The organism is Vibrio fujianensis (assembly GCF_002749895.1).
Lineage (GTDB): Bacteria > Pseudomonadota > Gammaproteobacteria > Enterobacterales > Vibrionaceae > Vibrio > Vibrio fujianensis.
This window is the reverse complement of sequence record NZ_NBUS01000054.1, coordinates 515,080-533,014: the sequence shown is the minus strand read 5'-3', so window position 1 is coordinate 533,014 and position 17,935 is coordinate 515,080. Positions and strand designations below refer to the sequence as shown.

Annotated in this window: 17 protein-coding genes and 1 pseudogene; 4 read left to right on the top strand and 14 right to left on the bottom strand. The window is 41.2% G+C overall.

Annotated features, from left to right (window positions below):
- The 6 genes and pseudogenes from B7C60_RS19715 to ccoN all read right to left on the bottom strand — a co-directional run.
- A pseudogene (locus tag B7C60_RS19715) lies at positions 1-241 on the bottom strand (heavy metal translocating P-type ATPase metal-binding domain-containing protein); the annotation flags it as partial.
- Positions 242-305: 64 nt separating this feature from the next.
- Positions 306-785 (bottom strand): FixH family protein, encoded by a 480-nt coding sequence (locus B7C60_RS15520; RefSeq protein ID WP_099612421.1) that lies wholly within the window; start codon positions 783-785, stop codon positions 306-308.
- Between the two features lie 78 nt (positions 786-863).
- Positions 864-1,847 carry a cytochrome-c oxidase, cbb3-type subunit III gene (gene ccoP, locus B7C60_RS15515; protein WP_099612420.1) on the bottom strand — a complete coding sequence of 328 codons (984 nt, stop codon included), beginning with the start codon at positions 1,845-1,847 and terminating at the stop codon, positions 864-866.
- The gene (locus tag B7C60_RS15510; RefSeq protein ID WP_099612419.1) at positions 1,844-2,017 is read right to left on the bottom strand and encodes a cbb3-type cytochrome oxidase subunit 3; all 174 of its coding nucleotides are present in this window, start codon (positions 2,015-2,017) and stop codon (positions 1,844-1,846) included. Before B7C60_RS15510 ends, ccoP begins: the two co-directional genes overlap by 4 nt.
- Before the next feature lie 11 nt (positions 2,018-2,028).
- On the bottom strand, positions 2,029-2,649 hold the full coding sequence (ccoO, locus tag B7C60_RS15505; RefSeq protein ID WP_099612418.1) for a cytochrome-c oxidase, cbb3-type subunit II: 621 nt from the start codon (positions 2,647-2,649) through the stop codon (positions 2,029-2,031).
- A gap of 13 nt (positions 2,650-2,662) precedes the next feature.
- Complete coding sequence (gene ccoN / locus B7C60_RS15500) at positions 2,663-4,090, bottom strand: cytochrome-c oxidase, cbb3-type subunit I (protein WP_161427106.1); 1,428 nt, start codon at positions 4,088-4,090, stop codon at positions 2,663-2,665.
- Positions 4,091-4,365: 275 nt separating this feature from the next.
- Here ccoN and B7C60_RS15495 point away from each other — a divergent pair, with 275 nt between their 5' ends.
- From B7C60_RS15495 to B7C60_RS15480, 4 genes are all read left to right on the top strand, one after another.
- Positions 4,366-4,725 carry a hypothetical protein gene (locus B7C60_RS15495; RefSeq protein ID WP_099612416.1) on the top strand — a complete coding sequence of 120 codons (360 nt, stop codon included), beginning with the start codon at positions 4,366-4,368 and terminating at the stop codon, positions 4,723-4,725.
- Between the two features lie 63 nt (positions 4,726-4,788).
- Positions 4,789-5,976, top strand: coding sequence for an FIST signal transduction protein (locus B7C60_RS15490; RefSeq protein WP_099612415.1), 1,188 nt, complete (start codon positions 4,789-4,791; stop codon positions 5,974-5,976).
- Positions 5,977-5,985: 9 nt separating this feature from the next.
- Positions 5,986-7,716 (top strand): ATP-binding protein, encoded by a 1,731-nt coding sequence (locus B7C60_RS15485; RefSeq protein ID WP_099612414.1) that lies wholly within the window; start codon positions 5,986-5,988, stop codon positions 7,714-7,716.
- A 279-nt stretch (positions 7,717-7,995) separates the two neighbouring features.
- Positions 7,996-9,267, top strand: a complete 1,272-nt coding sequence (locus B7C60_RS15480; protein WP_099612413.1) for an O-acetylhomoserine aminocarboxypropyltransferase/cysteine synthase family protein — start codon at positions 7,996-7,998, stop codon at positions 9,265-9,267.
- A 525-nt stretch (positions 9,268-9,792) separates the two neighbouring features.
- Here B7C60_RS15480 and B7C60_RS15475 read toward each other — a convergent pair.
- From B7C60_RS15475 to B7C60_RS15440, 8 genes are all read right to left on the bottom strand, one after another.
- A complete protein-coding gene (locus B7C60_RS15475) occupies positions 9,793-9,954 on the bottom strand; it encodes a YoaH family protein (RefSeq protein WP_099612412.1) in 162 nt (53 codons plus the stop codon).
- Between the two features lie 41 nt (positions 9,955-9,995).
- Complete coding sequence (locus tag B7C60_RS15470) at positions 9,996-11,144, bottom strand: conjugal transfer protein TraF (RefSeq protein WP_099612411.1); 1,149 nt, start codon at positions 11,142-11,144, stop codon at positions 9,996-9,998.
- A 58-nt stretch (positions 11,145-11,202) separates the two neighbouring features.
- Entirely contained in the window at positions 11,203-12,078 is an 876-nt protein-coding gene (locus B7C60_RS15465) for a DUF2861 family protein (protein WP_099612410.1), read from the bottom strand.
- Positions 12,079-12,082: 4 nt separating this feature from the next.
- Complete coding sequence (gene vxrB, locus B7C60_RS15460) at positions 12,083-12,742, bottom strand: response regulator transcription factor VxrB (RefSeq protein WP_099612409.1); 660 nt, start codon at positions 12,740-12,742, stop codon at positions 12,083-12,085.
- Positions 12,717-14,195, bottom strand: a complete 1,479-nt coding sequence (gene vxrA / locus B7C60_RS15455) for a sensor histidine kinase VxrA (RefSeq protein WP_099612408.1) — start codon at positions 14,193-14,195, stop codon at positions 12,717-12,719. The genes vxrB and vxrA overlap by 26 nt, the downstream gene beginning before the upstream one ends.
- Positions 14,196-14,357: 162 nt before the next feature.
- Positions 14,358-15,734, bottom strand: coding sequence for a Re/Si-specific NAD(P)(+) transhydrogenase subunit beta (gene pntB / locus B7C60_RS15450; RefSeq protein ID WP_099612407.1), 1,377 nt, complete (start codon positions 15,732-15,734; stop codon positions 14,358-14,360).
- An 11-nt stretch (positions 15,735-15,745) separates the two neighbouring features.
- Positions 15,746-17,290 (bottom strand): Re/Si-specific NAD(P)(+) transhydrogenase subunit alpha, encoded by a 1,545-nt coding sequence (locus B7C60_RS15445; RefSeq protein ID WP_099612406.1) that lies wholly within the window; start codon positions 17,288-17,290, stop codon positions 15,746-15,748.
- 277 nt (positions 17,291-17,567) lie between these two features.
- Positions 17,568-17,846, bottom strand: a complete 279-nt coding sequence (locus tag B7C60_RS15440) for an HlyU family transcriptional regulator (protein ID WP_099612405.1) — start codon at positions 17,844-17,846, stop codon at positions 17,568-17,570.
- Between the last annotated feature and the right edge of the window lie 89 nt (positions 17,847-17,935).

Here is a 17,935-nt window from a genome sequence, read left to right as displayed (position 1 = left end):
AGGAAACACCTTCGAGGCCTAACGTGACCTCATTATACTCATCATGCTTAAAAACAAATTCCTCTTGAATCGTGTCATCATCATAGTGAGTTAAGTTTTTAAGCGCATCAGGAACAAGGTCAATTTTTTCGGCCGTTTTTTGTCGGTATTGGTAGTAGGAAACAAGGCCACTGTCTACTATCGTCTGAGCTATCGTTTGACAGCCAGGGCAGCACATCTCTCGTTGTTCGCCTAAGATCATCACCGTCAATTGGGTATCGGCTGGGACATCTTCGCCACAGTGATAACACGTTTTTTTCATAAGCCTAATTCAGCAATTGAGTGGCAGCGACCGAGGGAAAGTTGACCTTTCCTTGAATCAACCATTGATCGTTATGCGGCGATAATTCTAAAAACCATGGACCGTTGAGCGCTTCATCCAATTTTATTCGATAATGACCTTGAAAGTCGGCAGTCACGAGTTGAGTAAAGTCACGATCCGGCAACGTTCGATGAGCAAACATAATATTGAGTGCAGGGTAATGCGGCAAAGAACCTTTATCGAGCTGAATAACGACATCGTTACCTTCTGAAAGAATCGCCGCTTTGAGGTGATGGCGTTTTGCCTGATTAATTTTTGATAAGTCAATATTGATTCCTTTTCCTTTTTTATAATAATCCTCCGTGACCATAGAAACTGAGTTTTGATGAAAGATAAAGACAACAACTAAGGTTCCAATGACCACCATCGAAGGTAATATAATTAAGAACCAGGGCCAGAATTGTTTATACCAAGGTTGTTCCATAAGAATATTCTCTACAACAAAAGATAGAACATAAAACTGATAGAGAACCAGCCCCTTTTAAGGGGCTGATTTGAAGCGCTATTTCATTGTATCTGAATTACTCAAACTCCAGACATAAGCGGCAACAAGCTGAACTTTATCTTCACCCAATATGTCCAACCATGCAGGCATCACACCGGAACGACCATACATAACGGTTTCTGTGACATCGGCACGGGAACCGCCAAAAAGCCAATATTGGTCGGTTAGATCTGGAGCACCAACCGCAGGGTTTCCTTTACCATCAGTACCATGACAAGCAGCGCAAACGACAAAACGATTTTTTCCGGCTGCTGCTTCACGGGCATTAACAGAACGGCCTGAGAGACTCAAGGTATAGCTGACGACTTCTTTAACACCTTGTTCACCAAGAGAGTCTTTCCATCCAGGCATTTCACCGATGCGACCGTGGCGAATCGTGGTAATAATCGCCTCTGGTTCTCCACCATAAAGCCATGCTTTATCGGTGAGATTAGGAAACCCTTTTTGTCCGCGAGCATCAGAACCATGGCATTGAGAACAGTTTTGCAAAAACAGACGTTGACCAACATTTAAAGCGTCTGAATCGGCGGCAATCTCTGGTAATGAGCGTAGTTCATCCCCGCCGTTTTGGTAGGCAAGTTTTCTGAATTGTTCACCAAAGTAAGTTTGTGCGTCATCTAATTCTTTTGCGTATTGAACCAAACGCTTATTTTGTTGAGCGGCTTCGATAGAGGATTCAGATGCCGCTAGTGAACGCACCGTTTGATCTGAACTCTGCCAGCCAAGTAACCCTTTAAAGTTACCCAAACCAGGATAAAGAGCGAGATAAATCGCGGCAAAAACAAATGTTCCAATAAACAAATATGTCCACCACTTAGGCAGCGGATTATTGATTTCTCGGATGCCATCATAGTCATGGCCCATGTCTTTGCCTTCTTCTACCCCCATTTTGTCTTTCAAACACCAAATGAGTAGAGCCGCACAGCCCAGTAGTGTTCCGACTGTGATGACGATAATCCAAAGACTCCAAAATGTCGTCATTGCTTGGTCTCTCCTTGTTTTTTCGATGAAGATGGCTCTTCGTCGAAGATGAGATTAGCTGCTTCATCAAAACGTGCTTTACGTTTCTTCCCGTAAGCCCACCATACAACACCAATAAAGCAGACAAACAGGACAATGGTCCAAATACTGTGAATCGTACCGATATCCATAAATACTTCCTCTATTTCATTGCATGACCAAGCGACTGAAGATAAGCAATGATAGCATCCATCTCTGTTTTACCTTCTAATTCTTTTGGTGCATTGGCAATTTGTTCATCGGTATAAGGCATACCAAAGCGATCACGGAATAAGGCCATTTTCTGTTGAGTATGCTTATCACTGACTGCATTTTTTGCTAACCATGGGAAACCAGGCATATTAGATTCAGGAACCAACTCACGAGGGTCAATTAAATGAACACGGTGCCACTCGTCAGAATAGCGTGCACCCACTCGAGCAAGATCTGGCCCAGTACGTTTTGACCCCCATAAGAAAGGATGTTCCCAGACGCTTTCACCGGCGACGGAATAGTGCCCGTAACGTTCAGTTTCTGAGCGGAAGGGACGGATCATCTGGCTATGACACACATGACATCCTTCACGGATGTAGATATCACGGCCCTCCAACTCTAAGGCAGTGTAAGGACGTAAATTATCGACCGGTTCATTGGTTTGTTGCTGAAAGATCAAGGGCGTAATTTCGACTAAAGCTCCCAGACTAATAGCAAAGACGATCAAAATAGCCAGCAAACCTACATTACGTTCTACTATTTCATGGCGGTTTTTAGCGTTATGACTCATGCTCTCAATCTCCTTATACCGGCTGAGGAATAGCTTTTAAGCTATCTTTCGGGGCTGAAATGGTTTTATAGGTGTTATAAGCCATGACAAACATACCTGATAAGAAAATAAAGCCACCAATAAAACGAACGGTATAAAAAGGATAAGAGGCTTGAACAGACTCAACAAAACTATAAGTGAGTGTGCCATCAGAGTTCACTGCACGCCACATTAGTCCTTGCATTACGCCTGAGATCCACATTGCGACGATGTATAACACTGTACCAATCGTTGCGAGCCAGAAGTGCATGGTGATTAAACCAACCGAATACATACGTTCTTGTCCAAATAAGCGCGGGATAAGGTGGTAAACGGATCCGATAGATACCATAGCGACCCAACCTAAAGCTCCAGAATGCACATGGCCTACCGTCCAATCAGTATAATGAGAGAGGGCATTGACGGTTTTAATCGACATCATCGGCCCTTCAAAAGTTGACATACCATAGAAGGAAAGCGAAACGATCAAAAAACGTAAAATGGGATCATCGCGTAATTTATGCCATGCACCCGACAGCGTCATAATACCATTGATCATACCTCCCCAAGATGGTGCAAAAAGAACCAATGACATCACCATACCGAGAGACTGTGTCCAATCGGGGAGTGCGGTATAATGAAGGTGGTGCGGGCCAGCCCAGATATATAAAGAAATCAAAGCCCAAAAGTGAACGATAGAGAGCCGATATGAGTAAACTGGACGTTCAGCTTGCTTGGGAACAAAATAATACATCATGCCTAAAAAACCAGCCGTCAATAAAAAACCAACCGCATTATGGCCATACCACCATTGCACCATGGCATCAACAGCACCTGAATAAATACTGTATGATTTCATCATTGAGACAGGAATCGCCATGCTATTGACTATGTGTAGAACAGCCACAGTGATAATGAAAGCACCAAAAAACCAGTTCGCGACATAAATATGTGAGGTTTTACGTTTGACTATCGTCCCAAAAAAGACCACAGCATAAGCAACCCAAACGATAGCGATTAAGATATCGATCGGCCACTCTAACTCAGCGTACTCTTTACTGGTGGTGTAACCTAAGGGCAAAGATATAGCAGCGGCAACAATGACCGCCTGCCATCCCCAAAAGGTAAAGGCCGCAAGTCGGCCACCAAAAAGACGAGTTTGACAGGTGCGCTGTACAACATAATAAGAGGTTGCGAATAGGGCACTAGTACCAAACGCGAAAATTACCGCATTTGTATGCAGAGGACGTAAACGACTATACGTCAACCACGGCGTATCAAAGTTGAGCTGTGGCCATACTAATTGAGCGGCTATCAAAACGCCCACAGCCATACCGACAATACCCCATAAAATAGTCACAAGGGTAAATTGACGAACGACTGTGTAGTTGTAGTTTTGTCTAAGCTGCTGTTCTTGGCTCATTTGCATGCTTCCAATGTCTAATTAACTACACTTTACTTTCAACACGACTCATGTCGTAATGCCACCAAGTTGACAACAACAAGCAATCGCCACCATAAAAATAATGGTTATCAAATGCTTGAGAGTTGTTGCTGACTTTATAAAAAAGTGGCATTTTCCAAACGCAACTATACTGCATTTAACAATTTAATGACAGGGATGTAACCTTAGTATTGTTCTGGGCTTGCTTTTTTATTTAAAAAGTTTGAAGTTTGTTACATAGGGAACACAAATCAATGCCATCAGAAAGACTTACAAAACACAGACTTGTTCAAATTACCATCACTTTAACTATTTTACTGGTTGCGTTTATATGGCGCACCATAACGCATGATGACGTTGTCACTCTTGACTGTGTCATTCAACCTAAATGTTCGTTAATTGTGAATGAAAAAGTGCTTACGATAACAAGAAAAGAAAACGATGAAGTTGGGTACAGCCTTTATTATCCTATTGAGGAACCGTGGACGATCACGCCCAAAGAAAATGTGATTAAACAAGAGAGGAATAGATGGTTGGTCAGTGAAGCGACATCAGAAATATACATTGTTGAGTTGGGTATCAAAATTCGTCTTTTATCAAGCAAATCAGGATAAAAATTATACTCTACCTTTCAGATCATGTATAACAAGCAAAGAACTTTTTAAGTATATATACAGATGCGATTAATTACCGCTTACACTCATATATTAACGCCCCAAAAAGCGATAGACCAACTGCAAGAAGAGCTCGAAAAAGAGGGGATCGCGAGTCTTATTTGTTATTATTCAGAAGAATATGCTGGTCATGAAATTCAACATGCGCTCACCCAAGCCTTTCCTTCAACGCCTTTCATTGGCTGTTCTTCCTGCTGTGGGGTCATGACCGATCAAGGTTACCATGCGGGTCCCGTGATTGCGTTAATGGCGATTTATGACTCGTTTTATAGTGCCTATGGCACTGGGCTTATCAATTTTACACTCGGCTGTGACTATAAAAAAAATACCCAAATCGCCCTTCAGCAAGCATTAGTGTCAGCCGACCGAGTGGGTGAAGTTCCAAGCTTAGTTGTTTTACATTCAACCCCCGGTAATGAGGAACTTTTAATTGATGCCATTGATGAAACATTTGGTACTCAAGTTCCTATGATTGGAGGAAGTTCAGCTGATAATGATATTCAAGAGAAGTGGTCTATCATCACTCAAGATGGCTGGAGCCAAAACGGCATTGCTATTCAACTGTTTTTCCCTTCGCAGCCATTACTCACTGGACTAAGCGCGGGTTATTCACCGACCGAATTTGAAGGAAGAGTCACAAAATCGGCTGGACGACTAATTGAACAGATTGATGGAGAAAGAGCGGCTGATATTTATACGGAATGGGTCAGTGATCATTCTGGGATGCAAATCAACGATGATTATCTTTTTCAACATGTCACTCGCTTCCCGTTAGGACGAGTGGCCGGTTATGTACACCAACAGCCCTACTATAAATTATCTCACCCAATTCGAATGACAAAAAATGGAGCATTAGAACAATTTTCCACCATTAAAGAAGGTGAGCGGATCACCCTGATGACCGGCTCGAAAGAGCAATTAATTAATCGAGCGTCCAAAGTAATTAAAGAGGTTAATACTCAAAATTATCATGAATCGCTTATGCTTGGGGCGATCATCATTTACTGTGCAGGTTCAATGTTACGATTAGGGAGTGAAATTTCAACCGTTTACCAGCAATTATCCAAACAGATGCGTGGACATCCTTTTATCTGCCCCTTTACGTTTGGAGAACAAGGACGGTTTACTGGTGGTGAAAATGCGCACGGTAACCTTATGATAGCTTCGGTTATTTTTTATGAATCAGAATAACAATTAATGATGGAACAAGACAAAATTGAACAGTTTAATGAGATGTTACTTGAGCTTGAGCGGAGTAAAGAGCGCGAGCTCAAACTCGCTGAAGAGAACCGAGTTATATTAACCGCGATTTCTACCTTAAGTCATGCCGATAATAAGCATCAGATATTTGATGAATTAAAGAATGTACTACATCGATACATTAAATTTGATGACTTTGTTGTTATCTCTAAACTTAAAGATAAAACTACGTTTGCTACTTTTCTTGCCTCTAATCAAGCGTTTAAAGATAAGTCTTGGTTAAATGGTGATAAATTTCGACGTGTATTAGAAGGTGAGTGCATTATTCTTTTCGAGCCTATCAAGCTAGAAGAGTTTGATAATCTGAATCCCTTTCTTAAAAACCAGATAAAATCGGCGCTTTTTACGGGTATTCGAACCGAAACAAGCGACTCTATTTTATTATTGTTAGGCAGTAGAAAAGGGCAGTTTAGTCTAGAAACGAAAGCAACATTGCAACGTTTTCGTCCATTACTCGAACGAGCGATCAATGATATTGAACATAAAGAAGAGTTACAGCGTCTCGTTGAATTGAAAACGCGCGAATTAACAATAGCACAACAACAAGCAGAGCAAGCGAATCAATCCAAATCTCAGTTTTTAGCCATGATGAGTCATGAGCTGAGAACGCCGCTCAACGCTGTATTAGGATTGATTGAAATTTTACGTAAAGACTCCAATCGTTATCAACAAAATCTGCTTGAACAAATGGAAGGCTCAGCTGAGCTTTTACTGGTCATTATCAATGATATTTTAGATTTAAGCCGTATTGAATCAGGGCATTTTAAGTTACATTGTCACTGGGTTCAGCTCCATAAACGTTTAATGCATGCGCTTGGGTATCATCATAAAGCCGCAGAAACGAAAGGGATCCGTTTTAATGTCCGAACATCCATCTGTGATCACTATGAATACTGGGTTGACCCAGTTAGATTGATGCAAATTCTGTTCAACATTATTGGTAATGCTATAAAGTTTACTCACATTGGCAGTGTCGATGTTTCATTGATAACCGCACGAGATCAGTTGGTTATTGAGGTTAGAGATAGCGGCATTGGCATAGAACAGCAACGAATTGAACATTTATTTTCACCTTTTATCCAAGCTGATAGCTCAATTACTCGTAACTATGGTGGTACTGGCTTAGGGTTAGCAATCACAAAACATCTAGTGAAGTTAATGGGAGGGGAAATCACCGTTCAAAGCCAACTTGGTGAGGGCAGTCAGTTCACCATTAAGTTACCTGTTGAGTCTCGTTTAAATCAAAAAGCCACTGTTTCTTCAACGACTAATATGACGTTGCGCAAACCCGCACAAAATGTAAGTAGCCAAAATATCTTGGTAGTTGAAGATACAAAAACAAACCAAGTGGTCATTCAGTTAATCCTATCTCAGATGGGTTACAATGTAACAATTGCAGAGCATGGTTATCAAGCGATTGAACTCGTAAAGAGCAACGACTCTTTTGACCTAATTTTTATGGATATTTCTATGCCGATTATGGATGGTATTCAAGCAACCCAGCAGTTACGAGCCAATCACATTCAAACGCCTATCATTGCGCTCACCGCTCATGCGATGCAAAGTGATCATAAAGTATTTCTAGAGGCAGGCATGAATGATGTCATTTTAAAACCGATACGTAGCCAAGAACTGCAACGTCTTACTCAGCTTTATTTACAAAGAAATTAATCTTTGCTCTGTATCGCATAATTAGCTTTATTGGTCAGCCATGACACAATAAAGCTAATTATATACTTTATGGTAAATAGGTTATGTTCAATGGAAAATAGCGCGAGTGAATAGAAGTCATCTAAGCTTGAAAGGAATAGTCATTTATTGATTATAGCCACGTTATCACATTTAACATAATATACCTAATGCGCACTTAAGTATAACAAGGCTCAATAAGATTGACATGCGAATTACCTCATGTTTTTATGGGCAAACGTTAATCAATAAGGATATGTAATGAAACGTGAAACTCTTGCCTTGCACTATGGTTATCAACCCGATAGCCAACATGCTGTCGCTATTCCTGTCCATCAAACAACCTCATTTAGCTTTGACAATGCTCAGCATGCCGCTGATTTGTTTGATTTAAAAGTTCAAGGTAATATTTATTCTCGAATTATGAACCCTACCTGTGATGTGCTTGAACAGCGGATTACAGCCCTTGAAGGTGGTGTTGGCGGCTTAGCCGTTGCTTCCGGAATGGCCGCAATTACTTACGCCATTCAAACCATCGCTGAAACTGGCGATAATATCATCTCATTAAGTGAACTTTATGGTGGAACTTATAATTTATTTGCTCATACGCTACCAAGACAAGGTATTGAGGTTCGTTTTGTAGATAAAGATAACTTCAATCAAATTGAGCAACTTATCGATCAAAATACACGCGCAATTTTTTGTGAAAGTATCGGTAACCCTTCTGGTAGTTTGGTCGATATCCAAGTTCTAGCTGATATTGCTCATCAACATGGCGTTCCTTTGATTGTTGATAATACTGTTGCGACGCCATTTCTATGGCGTCCTTTTGAACATGGTGCCGATATTGTTGTGCATTCTGCCACTAAATATATTGGTGGGCATGGCACAACAATCGGTGGAGTCATTGTCGATTCTGGAAACTTTCCATGGGCCGATCATGCCGAACGATTTCCATTACTTAATCAGCCTGATGTCTCTTATCACGGCGTTAATTATACTCAGGATATCGGGGCGGCAGCCTTTATTGCACGCGCACGAGTTGTCCCCTTACGTAATATGGGAGCTGCATTAAGCGCTCAATCCGCTTGGAATCTTTTGCAAGGATTAGAAACACTCGCACTACGCATCGAACGCATTAACCAAAATAGTTTAGCCATTGCTCAGTGGCTTACTCAGCATCCTCAAGTGAGTTGGGTGAACTATGCTGGATTACCGACTCATAAAGATCATCACTTAGCTGAAAAATATATGCAAGGACAAGCATCGGGTATTTTAAGTTTTGGTATTGTCGGCGGGCGTGATGCTGGCACTCGATTTTATGATGCACTAAAGTTAATTCTTCGCTTGGTTAATATTGGTGATGCTAAAAGTTGTGCGGCTATTCCCGCAGCAACAACCCACCGTCAACTGAATGACGAAGAGTTAAAAGCAGCCGGTGTTTCAGCTGACATGGTTCGGCTCTCTATTGGGATTGAACACATTGATGATTTACTTTCAGATCTTGATCAAGCTTTACAAGCCTCACAATAATATACACTGCTGATTAGCCTCCTATTTTAATATTTTAGGCTCTTATCATTTAAAGCTCATCAAACGTGACATTGTCACCTCCTTGGTGAGCTTTTTATTTATCTCAATCAAACCTTTTTGCCTCCGCAACTAAGATCCATCCCACATCGTTGTTATACCCTTCCTACTTGAAGCTGCAGGGGTGTTGGCTACGTTCTTTCACCCCAATCACATAGCCAGTCTATGCTCATGGGGATTCACTCACTTGCCGCCTACCTGCAACTCCAAGTTAGTTGTTTGGGTATATTGTCCTTAATAAGAAAGTGACACTGTTGCCTTTTAGCATATCCTACTAGTAAAGATATTGGTGCTATTTGTTTTTGTAATAAAATTACAAGGCATGTTTTTTGACTAAACTAATGAGAAAGGTGGCAGTGTTTTATTCTGATGTAATGCATTGAAATTTATTCATTTTATGTTTTTTGTGTTTATTTGAAACAAAAAAAGAGCGCTTTTAGCGCCCTATTCTTCGACCTTTACTGTAATTTATTCTTTGCTTTGAGAGGTTGTTGCTTGCTCCGTTCGTATAGCTTCGGCAACGACTTTAATGGCTTGTGCCGTACTCATACCTTGTGCCATTAAGTGTTGAATTTGTTCCACGGCGGTTTGTTGCTCGGCATGGGTTAACGTTGGGAAATCATCTAACATAAAAAAGGCTCCTATAAAGGAGCCAAACTATAGAGCTTCATTTAGTAACTCGCAAGGAAGTTTACATAAGCGCCCATTGCATTTTCGTTCGTATAGCTAGCACCCACGTCTAGTTGAAATAATCCGAGTGGCGAAAGCCCTATTCCGGCGGTCACCGTATCTTCTGAATGACGATAAGCTAAGTTTTTATTGTAACCTGCTCTTAGTTTTAGTTGTCGCATAATATCGATCTCAGTTCCGACTCGAATCATTTGCGTATCATCAGCAAAATTTTTATATCGCTTATCGGTATTCAAATCATAATCGACGCTGAGGGAAAAATAATCAGCAACAATTCCTGCTCCAAAGGTGACTTGAGGACGAATTTGATATTCATATTGTGTATTGCCAATACTACGGGTCTGTATATCTCGGCTGACTAAATTATTGACCGAAACACCTAATCGATAAGGGCCATGAAACCATAATGCCCCCGCATCAATATTAAAGGTGGTTTCACCGGTCCCTTCATCTAAAAAGTCTTTAAACTCATAGTTGGTAAAACTGGCTTGATAAACGTAGGTATAGATACGTTGTAACTTTGGGCTGATGCCAAACGACATGTGCTGCCCTAATACAGTTTGATATTTTGCTAATGATATTCCAACCTCTGTTACCGCGACTGAAACAGCATTGACGGTACTATTTTGTGCTTTTTCCAGCGTACAAAGATCTGTATTTCCTGGGTCTGAACATGTATCGGAAATGGCGGGAGCGGCGAAGGCTTCAACATAAGCTTTGCCAAAAATATTGGCAGAGATATAACGATTCGGTATGCCAAAAGCAACGACTCCCCCAACATTCGCGTTAAGGACACTACCATCTATATCGTTCAGTGCGGTTTCTAGCTCACTGGCTTTTGATGGATCGCCGCTGTTGATTAAATCAGCAATATTATCAATGCCTTTTACGAGCTTATTGGGATCATTATAGGTAAGGCCGATACTCGGTAAAATCATACCAGCATCATCACTACGCCGATAAATCGCAACAATGGCCGGATTATAAAATGGCGCAGTTAGATAGTTTGCTGCCACGACTCCAACCCCACCCATAGCATCGCCACGGGCTTCAACGGCATAGTTTGCAGCGAACGTATTTCCCGCTGCTAGCGTAACCGATAACGCTAAAAGGTTAATTTTATACTTCATACCAGATAAACCGTTCGTTTCTTTTTTCTATTAACGGCTTATTGTCTATTAACTTGAGTTATTCCTCTAGTGAAACGTTGTATGTTTTACTAATAACTTGAGCTTGTTCTATGGTGATAGCACCTTGCCAACGTTGATGGGTCATCGAGACGGCGAGTACATAGCGATCGGAGGCAAGATTGGTCAATTCAAGTTGTGTTGGATAGTCAGACTCATAACTTTTTGTCCATATTTCTTTGTATTCGTTATCTACATAGTCAAAAACGGAAACATCCAATTTGGGTAATGGGCAGTATCTATTCAGTAGTGCGTTTTTATCTACGATCCACTGATCTTTTGATGACCAATGCACTGTTTGTTTGGCTTTAAAATCGCTTAAAATAATCCAGGAACTCCAAGAGGTTTGATCACTCGCGGTAATATCTAATCGATATAAGCCTATCGATAATTTGTTATTCAAATTATAACGTTTAAGATAGGTTCGCCAACCATTAGTGACATCGTCACCTTTTCTACTAAATAAAATATCGGAAGAGAGTGGTTTTTTGACCCATTTTGTTAATTTTACGTCGGTGAGTTCTTTACTTGTTTGTGCTTCAACTAAGACTTGATAAGCATCTCTCCCCGGGCTTTGAATGTCGATATTGGTAATAGTTATCGATTTTATCCATTCAGGAAAAGGTTGATTATTTAAGCTTTTTCCACAATCGATGGAAAGTGATTGCACGAATAAATCATTGAGGTGGGATTGAATATTTTTGTTCTGTTTTAGTTGCCACACTTCAACTAAGGAAGTAAACATTCCTTCAAGATCATTGGTTAACAAGTTTTGATGGGCTTGAGTCAAAGGAGTGTTTGTCTCAAACCAATCGCTACTATGTAGTTGAAAAGGCACGCTTAGCAACGTGCCCAGAATCAATACTTTTTTTGGCATGAAATTAAGCTTTCATTTTATATCCTACACCACGCAAAGTTTCAATTTCTAATCCGGGAAGCTTTTGGCGCAGTTGTAGAACATGTGTATCGACAGTTCGGGTTGTTGGGAAATGGTTATATCCCCATACGTGATCAAGCAACTCATCACGAGTAAAAACACGACCTAAATTACTGGCTAAAAATAGCAATAGATCAAATTCGGTTCGAGTTAAGGTAATAGACCGATCATGAAAGAATACCTCTCTTGTCGCTTTGTCAATCACCAAGTTCGGGGTAATAACTTTGCTATCATCTTGTTCATCACTATCGGGGGAACGAAGTTGTGCTCTAATTCTGGCAAATAGTTCTGCTTCTGCAAAAGGTTTTGTTAAATAGTCATTTGCTCCTGCATCAAGCCCGGTCACTTTATCTTTGACTGTAACCAGTGCGGTTAACAAGATCACGGGAACATCCTTGATTTTTTTCCATTCCGTCATATGTTGTACTGAGTCACCATCGGGTAATTGGCGGTCCAAAATAACTAAATCGGCTTTTTCCCAATATTGTTGTACAGCGGCAATGGTTTCTGCATGTAAACAGTCATATCCTGCTTGCTCCAAGCTAACTAATAGACCGTCAGCGAGGTTTTTATCATCTTCAACGAGAAGCAATGTCTGTTTCACAGGGTATCTCCAATATAAAAGTGGTTGGTGGTCCAATAAGGGTCATTGTTCCCCCCATTCTGCCAACCATCGATTCTACTATAGTTAAGCCAAGTCCTAAGCCACTTTTGCTTACAAATGGCTTGCGTAAATGACGCCAATCTTTATGTGTTAGTGCCCCTTGGTCTGTCACCTTGATCGTCACAACATTCGGTTGTGTAACAACTTCCAACGTCACGGGGGCAACGCCATATTTGACCGCATTGCGAATTAAATTATCCACACAAGTTCCAAGCCAATAAACGTTAAGTTTTGCGGCAATATCTTGATTAATAATGAACTCAATCGGTTCTATAAATTCTTCTTCAACCTTATATTCTAGCCATTCCGCAACCGAGGGAACCCAATCGGTTGCCAGTGGCTTATTATCCGATTGCAGATAATCTTTACTTGCTTCAGCTAATTGCCTTAGTCGCCTTGAGTCTTCACAGAGACGACGAAACTCATCGTATACAGATTCGGGTAAATGTTCAAATTCACGGCGAAAACCTTCAACCGTTAATGATAAGCTTGCAATCGGGGTTCTAAGCTCATGCGTCAAAATCTGTAAAATAAGCATGCGGCTTTTCATTTCTTTTCGTTTAGAATTCCAGCGATAGATTAACCAGCCGATCACTAATAGGATATTGGCAATCACCAATATCACCATACTTATTCGTAGTAGATCAGAATGATCTTTTACATCCCAACACAAATTACCACGTTGTACAAAACAAGTACTCTCATGACCCGCTAAGCTAAATGATAATCCCGCATTAGCGGCATTTTCCTGCCAGATCCCCTCTTCAAACAGATAGTACTTATCCCCTTTTCTCAGCCAAAATAATTTACCATCACTAAACATAAGTGCACCTGAAATCAATGCACTCATGGTGTACTCATCCATCTGTTGTAGACGACCAAGAAGATCATCTTCAGGCGCTTTGGGGCGTTCTTGAATGTGCATAAATGGTTCAAGTTCGGCAAACCTATCTGGATAAGCGTTTGCATAGCGAGCGGCATAACTTCCACCACCAGGATGAATCAATGCACTTCGAGCAAACCAACGTGTTGGTAACTGAGTTCCTTTACAGAGTGCACGAGTAAACACCAACGGCTCGGTCATTAAAGGATTTAAAGGTAAATTACCAGAACACGTTTCAGCTAACCGATACAGCAATTGGATATCCTTTAACGGATATGCAGCAGTCTGAGGTAGCATGGTTTCGTGAATTAATAAACGAGTCGGATATTCTTTTTGTATGCTACGAATATCGTAATTCACTACAGAGCTTTGATAATCAAACGATGAAACAAACTGATCGATTCGCTCCGGTAGTGAATCGGCATAAACTGAAAAAGCCGATGCAACTGCCCATAAACCAATGAGAGTTCGTATAATCGTAGCCACCAATATTAATGTTCGTTTGATCATAAAACCCCAAAAATGGAGATTAATTATCTAATAGATATAAAATGTTGTTGTTATTTCCCTGTCAATAATAAACAGGGCTAATGTCAAAAAGAAGACTGGCTATTAGCCAAAATAATGAAAGCCAGCATTTGCTGGCTTTCATTATTAAACCTAGAGATAAGATTACAACGCTTTAGATATAGAGTCTACACTCTCTTTGGCATCACCAAATAACATATAAGTATTGTCTTTAAAGAATAGTGGGTTTTGCACACCGGCATAGCCCGTATTCATGGAGCGTTTAAAGACGATGACATTTTTAGCATGCCAAACTTCCAAAACGGGCATACCTGCAATTGGGCTGTTGGGATCTTCTAACGCGGCTGGGTTAACCGTATCATTGGCTCCGATAACTAAAACGGTATCGGTCTCAGCAAAGTCATCGTTGATTTCGTCCATTTCTAGTACGATATCATAAGGTACTTTAGCTTCTGCTAATAGAACATTCATGTGTCCAGGTAACCGACCAGCAACCGGGTGAATTCCAAAACGAACCTTGATTCCCTGCGCTCGCAGTTTTTCGGTGATCTCATAAACTGGGTATTGAGCCTGAGCAACCGCCATACCATATCCAGGAGTGATGATTACGGAACTTGAATTTTTGAGTAGATCGGCAACATCTTCTGCGTTCATTTCACGGTATTCACCTTGCTCTTGATCGGAATTAATCACGATTTCTTGACCAAAGCCACCAGCTATGACACTAATAAATGAGCGGTTCATTGCTTTACACATGATATAAGACAGAATGGCACCTGAAGAACCAACCAATGCACCGGTCACAATTAAGAGATCATTAGCTAACATAAACCCAGCGGCGGCGGCTGCCCAACCAGAGTAAGAATTCAGCATTGACACAACCACTGGCATATCGGCACCACCGATCGAAGCCACTAAATGGTAGCCAAAGACTAAAGCAATCATTGTCATAACGATTAAGGGAAATAACCCTCCATCAGTATTAACAAAATTAATCATTAATAGTCCAGATACAACCAGCGCGGCAAGATTTAACTTGTGTTTATGTGGCAAATTAAGTGGTGATGAATTAATCGTGCCACGTAATTTACCAAAAGCAACGATAGAGCCAGTGAAGGTCACCGCGCCAATGAATACTCCAAGGAAAACTTCGACTAGGTGGATCACATGTTCAGCATGAGTGGTAACCGAAGGGGCATCTAATAAGCTATTGTAGCCGACCAAGACTGCCGCCATACCAACAAAACTATGTAACATAGCGACCAACTCAGGCATTTGGGTCATTTCCACTTTTTTTGCTAAGTGGATACCAATCCCCGCACCGATAACCATCGCCAGTAAAATCCAACTGAGCCCTTGGGCATCTGGGCTAAAAATAGTCGCAAATAAGGCAATCGCCATCCCTGCAATCCCATAATAGTTCCCTGCCCTTGCCGACTCTTGCTTTGATAGACCAGCCAAACTTAAAATAAAAAATAGAGCAGCCACAATATAAGCCGCGTGTACTAATCCTGCAGACATTGTGAACTCCCTTAGTCTTTACGGAACATTTCAAGCATACGTTTGGTTACCGTAAAGCCACCAAATATATTAATACTTGCAATTAAAACAGCAATAAATGCCAAAGCGGTAACCACGCCATTTCCTTGCCCAATTTGTAATAATGCCCCAACAACAATAATACCGGAGATAGCATTCGTCACCGACATTAAAGGGGTATGTAAGGCATGTGTCACGTTCCAAACAACGTAATATCCAACCACACAAGCCAAAACAAAAACCGTGAAGTGACCGAGGAATGCAGCAGGAGCGACAGAAGCAACCCATGCAAAAGCACTAACCCCAACCGCAAGGCCGAGCAATTTTTTAATCGGTGATGTCGGTTCAGCTTGTACTTTTTCAACGACAGGTTTAGCTGGTGTGGGTTGAGGTTGCGCAGACACTTGAATTGGCGGCGCAGGCCAAGTAACTTCGCCCTGTTTAACCACAGTCACGCCGCGTAAGACCACATCGTCAAAATCGATATTGATTGTGCCGTCTTTCTCTTTACAAAGTAATTTAAGTAAGTTAACTAAGTTGGTTGCATAAAGCTGTGACGATTGCGTAGGTAAGCGTCCAACCATATCGGTATAACCAATGACCTTGACACCATTTTCGGTCACAACTACTTGATCTTTGACAGTATATTCGCAGTTTCCGCCATTGGCTGCTGCTAAGTCAACAATGACACTTCCCGCTTTCATGCTATCAACCATCTCTTTGGTGATCAATTTAGGAGCTGGCTTACCTGGGATCAGTGCTGTTGTAATGATGATATCGACATCTTTTGCTTGTTCAGCATAAAGCTCTGCTGCTTTTCGATTAAACTCATCAGACATCTCTTTGGCGTAACCATCCCCAGAGCCCGCAGCTTCTTGGGAGTTAACTTCTAAAAAGTCAGCGCCCATAGATTGCACTTGTTCTTTGACTTCTGGACGTACATCAAATGCACGAACAATCGCGCCTAAACTTCCTGCTGCCCCAATAGCTGCAAGACCAGCCACACCGGCACCGGCAATAAAAACTTTTGCAGGGGGAACTTTTCCTGCCGCGGTAATTTGGCCAGTAAAGAACCGTCCAAACTCATGGGCTGCTTCAACAACGGCTCGATAACCCGCAATATTCGCCATGGATGATAGCGCATCTAGCGCTTGCGCTCGTGAAATACGTGGCACACAATCCATCGCCAGTACATTAATATTTTTGCTCGAAAGCTTTTCCATCAGTTCCGCTTGTTGTGCTGGCCAGATAAAGCTAATTAGTGTGGCTCCATCCTTGAGCAAAGCAATTTCGTCAATTTCATCATGACTAACAGGCGCGTTCACTTTTAAAATCAGTTCTGAATTCCACACCTGCTCTTTATCTACAATCGTGGCTCCTGCCGTTTGAAAAGCAGAATCTTCAAAACTGGCTAAAATCCCCGCTTGGGATTCAATGACGACATCAAAACCTAATTTTATTAACTGTTCAACCGATGAGGGGGAAGCAGCAACTCGCGTTTCTCCTGCGAGAATTTCTTTTGGTACACCAATTTGCATAGCAGTTCCTTGACTATTGGCACAATGATTATTCTATTTTTCTCTGTTTACCTTTAAAAACCGATCATCGCAATCGACTCCGCATATAAGGGTATATCAGACTAGAGTGACGTAATGTTAGCTATCTAACTTGCATGAAGTCAGAGCAAATAGCAAATAGACTCAAGCCACAGCTGAGAAAAATAGGGCTTTGCAAAGCACACAAATAAATAAAAGAACGATAAGCATATCGACTTAGCGTTCTTTTATTTATGATTTCTGTCAATGACTTGGTTAATTACTGAAAGATCTGACCACTCATCTGATCAATGTAGAGCTGTGCTTTCTTTAACATGAGTTCTTTTGCTTGTGCTTCACTGGACAGTAAATCAGAGCGGATGAAACGATGTTCTTTCCATTCGCCATTCACCTCCTGAGTAATTCGCCCGGCAACACGATATTGACCGTGTTCATTAATCGGATCCTGATAAATTAAAAAACCTTTATATTCATAGGGTTTTTCATCAATAATGTCATTTTTTAAGTGACGACTAAACCAACGAGAAAATAAGCCCACAACTACTCCTTATCGATTAATTTCTCTCCCATAATGGGGGTTTCATACCATTCTAAAGGCATTTCGTCATCCACCGTACGTGTCCCAAA

Coding starts and splice junctions, on each gene's coding strand:
- B7C60_RS15475 (WP_099612412.1), bottom strand. CDS start 9,954: ATGTTAGATGATTTCCCAACGTTAACCCATGCCGAGCAACAAACCGCC.
- pntB (WP_099612407.1), bottom strand. CDS start 15,734: ATGTCTGCAGGATTAGTACACGCGGCTTATATTGTGGCTGCTCTATTT.
- B7C60_RS15520 (WP_099612421.1), bottom strand. CDS start 785: ATGGAACAACCTTGGTATAAACAATTCTGGCCCTGGTTCTTAATTATA.
- B7C60_RS15470 (WP_099612411.1), bottom strand. CDS start 11,144: ATGAAGTATAAAATTAACCTTTTAGCGTTATCGGTTACGCTAGCAGCG.
- ccoO (WP_099612418.1), bottom strand. CDS start 2,649: ATGAGTCATAACGCTAAAAACCGCCATGAAATAGTAGAACGTAATGTA.
- B7C60_RS15485 (WP_099612414.1), top strand. CDS start 5,986: ATGGAACAAGACAAAATTGAACAGTTTAATGAGATGTTACTTGAGCTT.
- vxrA (WP_099612408.1), bottom strand. CDS start 14,195: ATGATCAAACGAACATTAATATTGGTGGCTACGATTATACGAACTCTC.
- B7C60_RS15445 (WP_099612406.1), bottom strand. CDS start 17,290: ATGCAAATTGGTGTACCAAAAGAAATTCTCGCAGGAGAAACGCGAGTT.
- ccoN (WP_161427106.1), bottom strand. CDS start 4,090: ATGAGCCAAGAACAGCAGCTTAGACAAAACTACAACTACACAGTCGTT.
- B7C60_RS15490 (WP_099612415.1), top strand. CDS start 4,789: ATGCGATTAATTACCGCTTACACTCATATATTAACGCCCCAAAAAGCG.
- B7C60_RS15465 (WP_099612410.1), bottom strand. CDS start 12,078: ATGCCAAAAAAAGTATTGATTCTGGGCACGTTGCTAAGCGTGCCTTTT.
- B7C60_RS15510 (WP_099612419.1), bottom strand. CDS start 2,017: ATGGATATCGGTACGATTCACAGTATTTGGACCATTGTCCTGTTTGTC.
- ccoP (WP_099612420.1), bottom strand. CDS start 1,847: ATGACGACATTTTGGAGTCTTTGGATTATCGTCATCACAGTCGGAACA.
- B7C60_RS15495 (WP_099612416.1), top strand. CDS start 4,366: ATGCCATCAGAAAGACTTACAAAACACAGACTTGTTCAAATTACCATC.
- B7C60_RS15480 (WP_099612413.1), top strand. CDS start 7,996: ATGAAACGTGAAACTCTTGCCTTGCACTATGGTTATCAACCCGATAGC.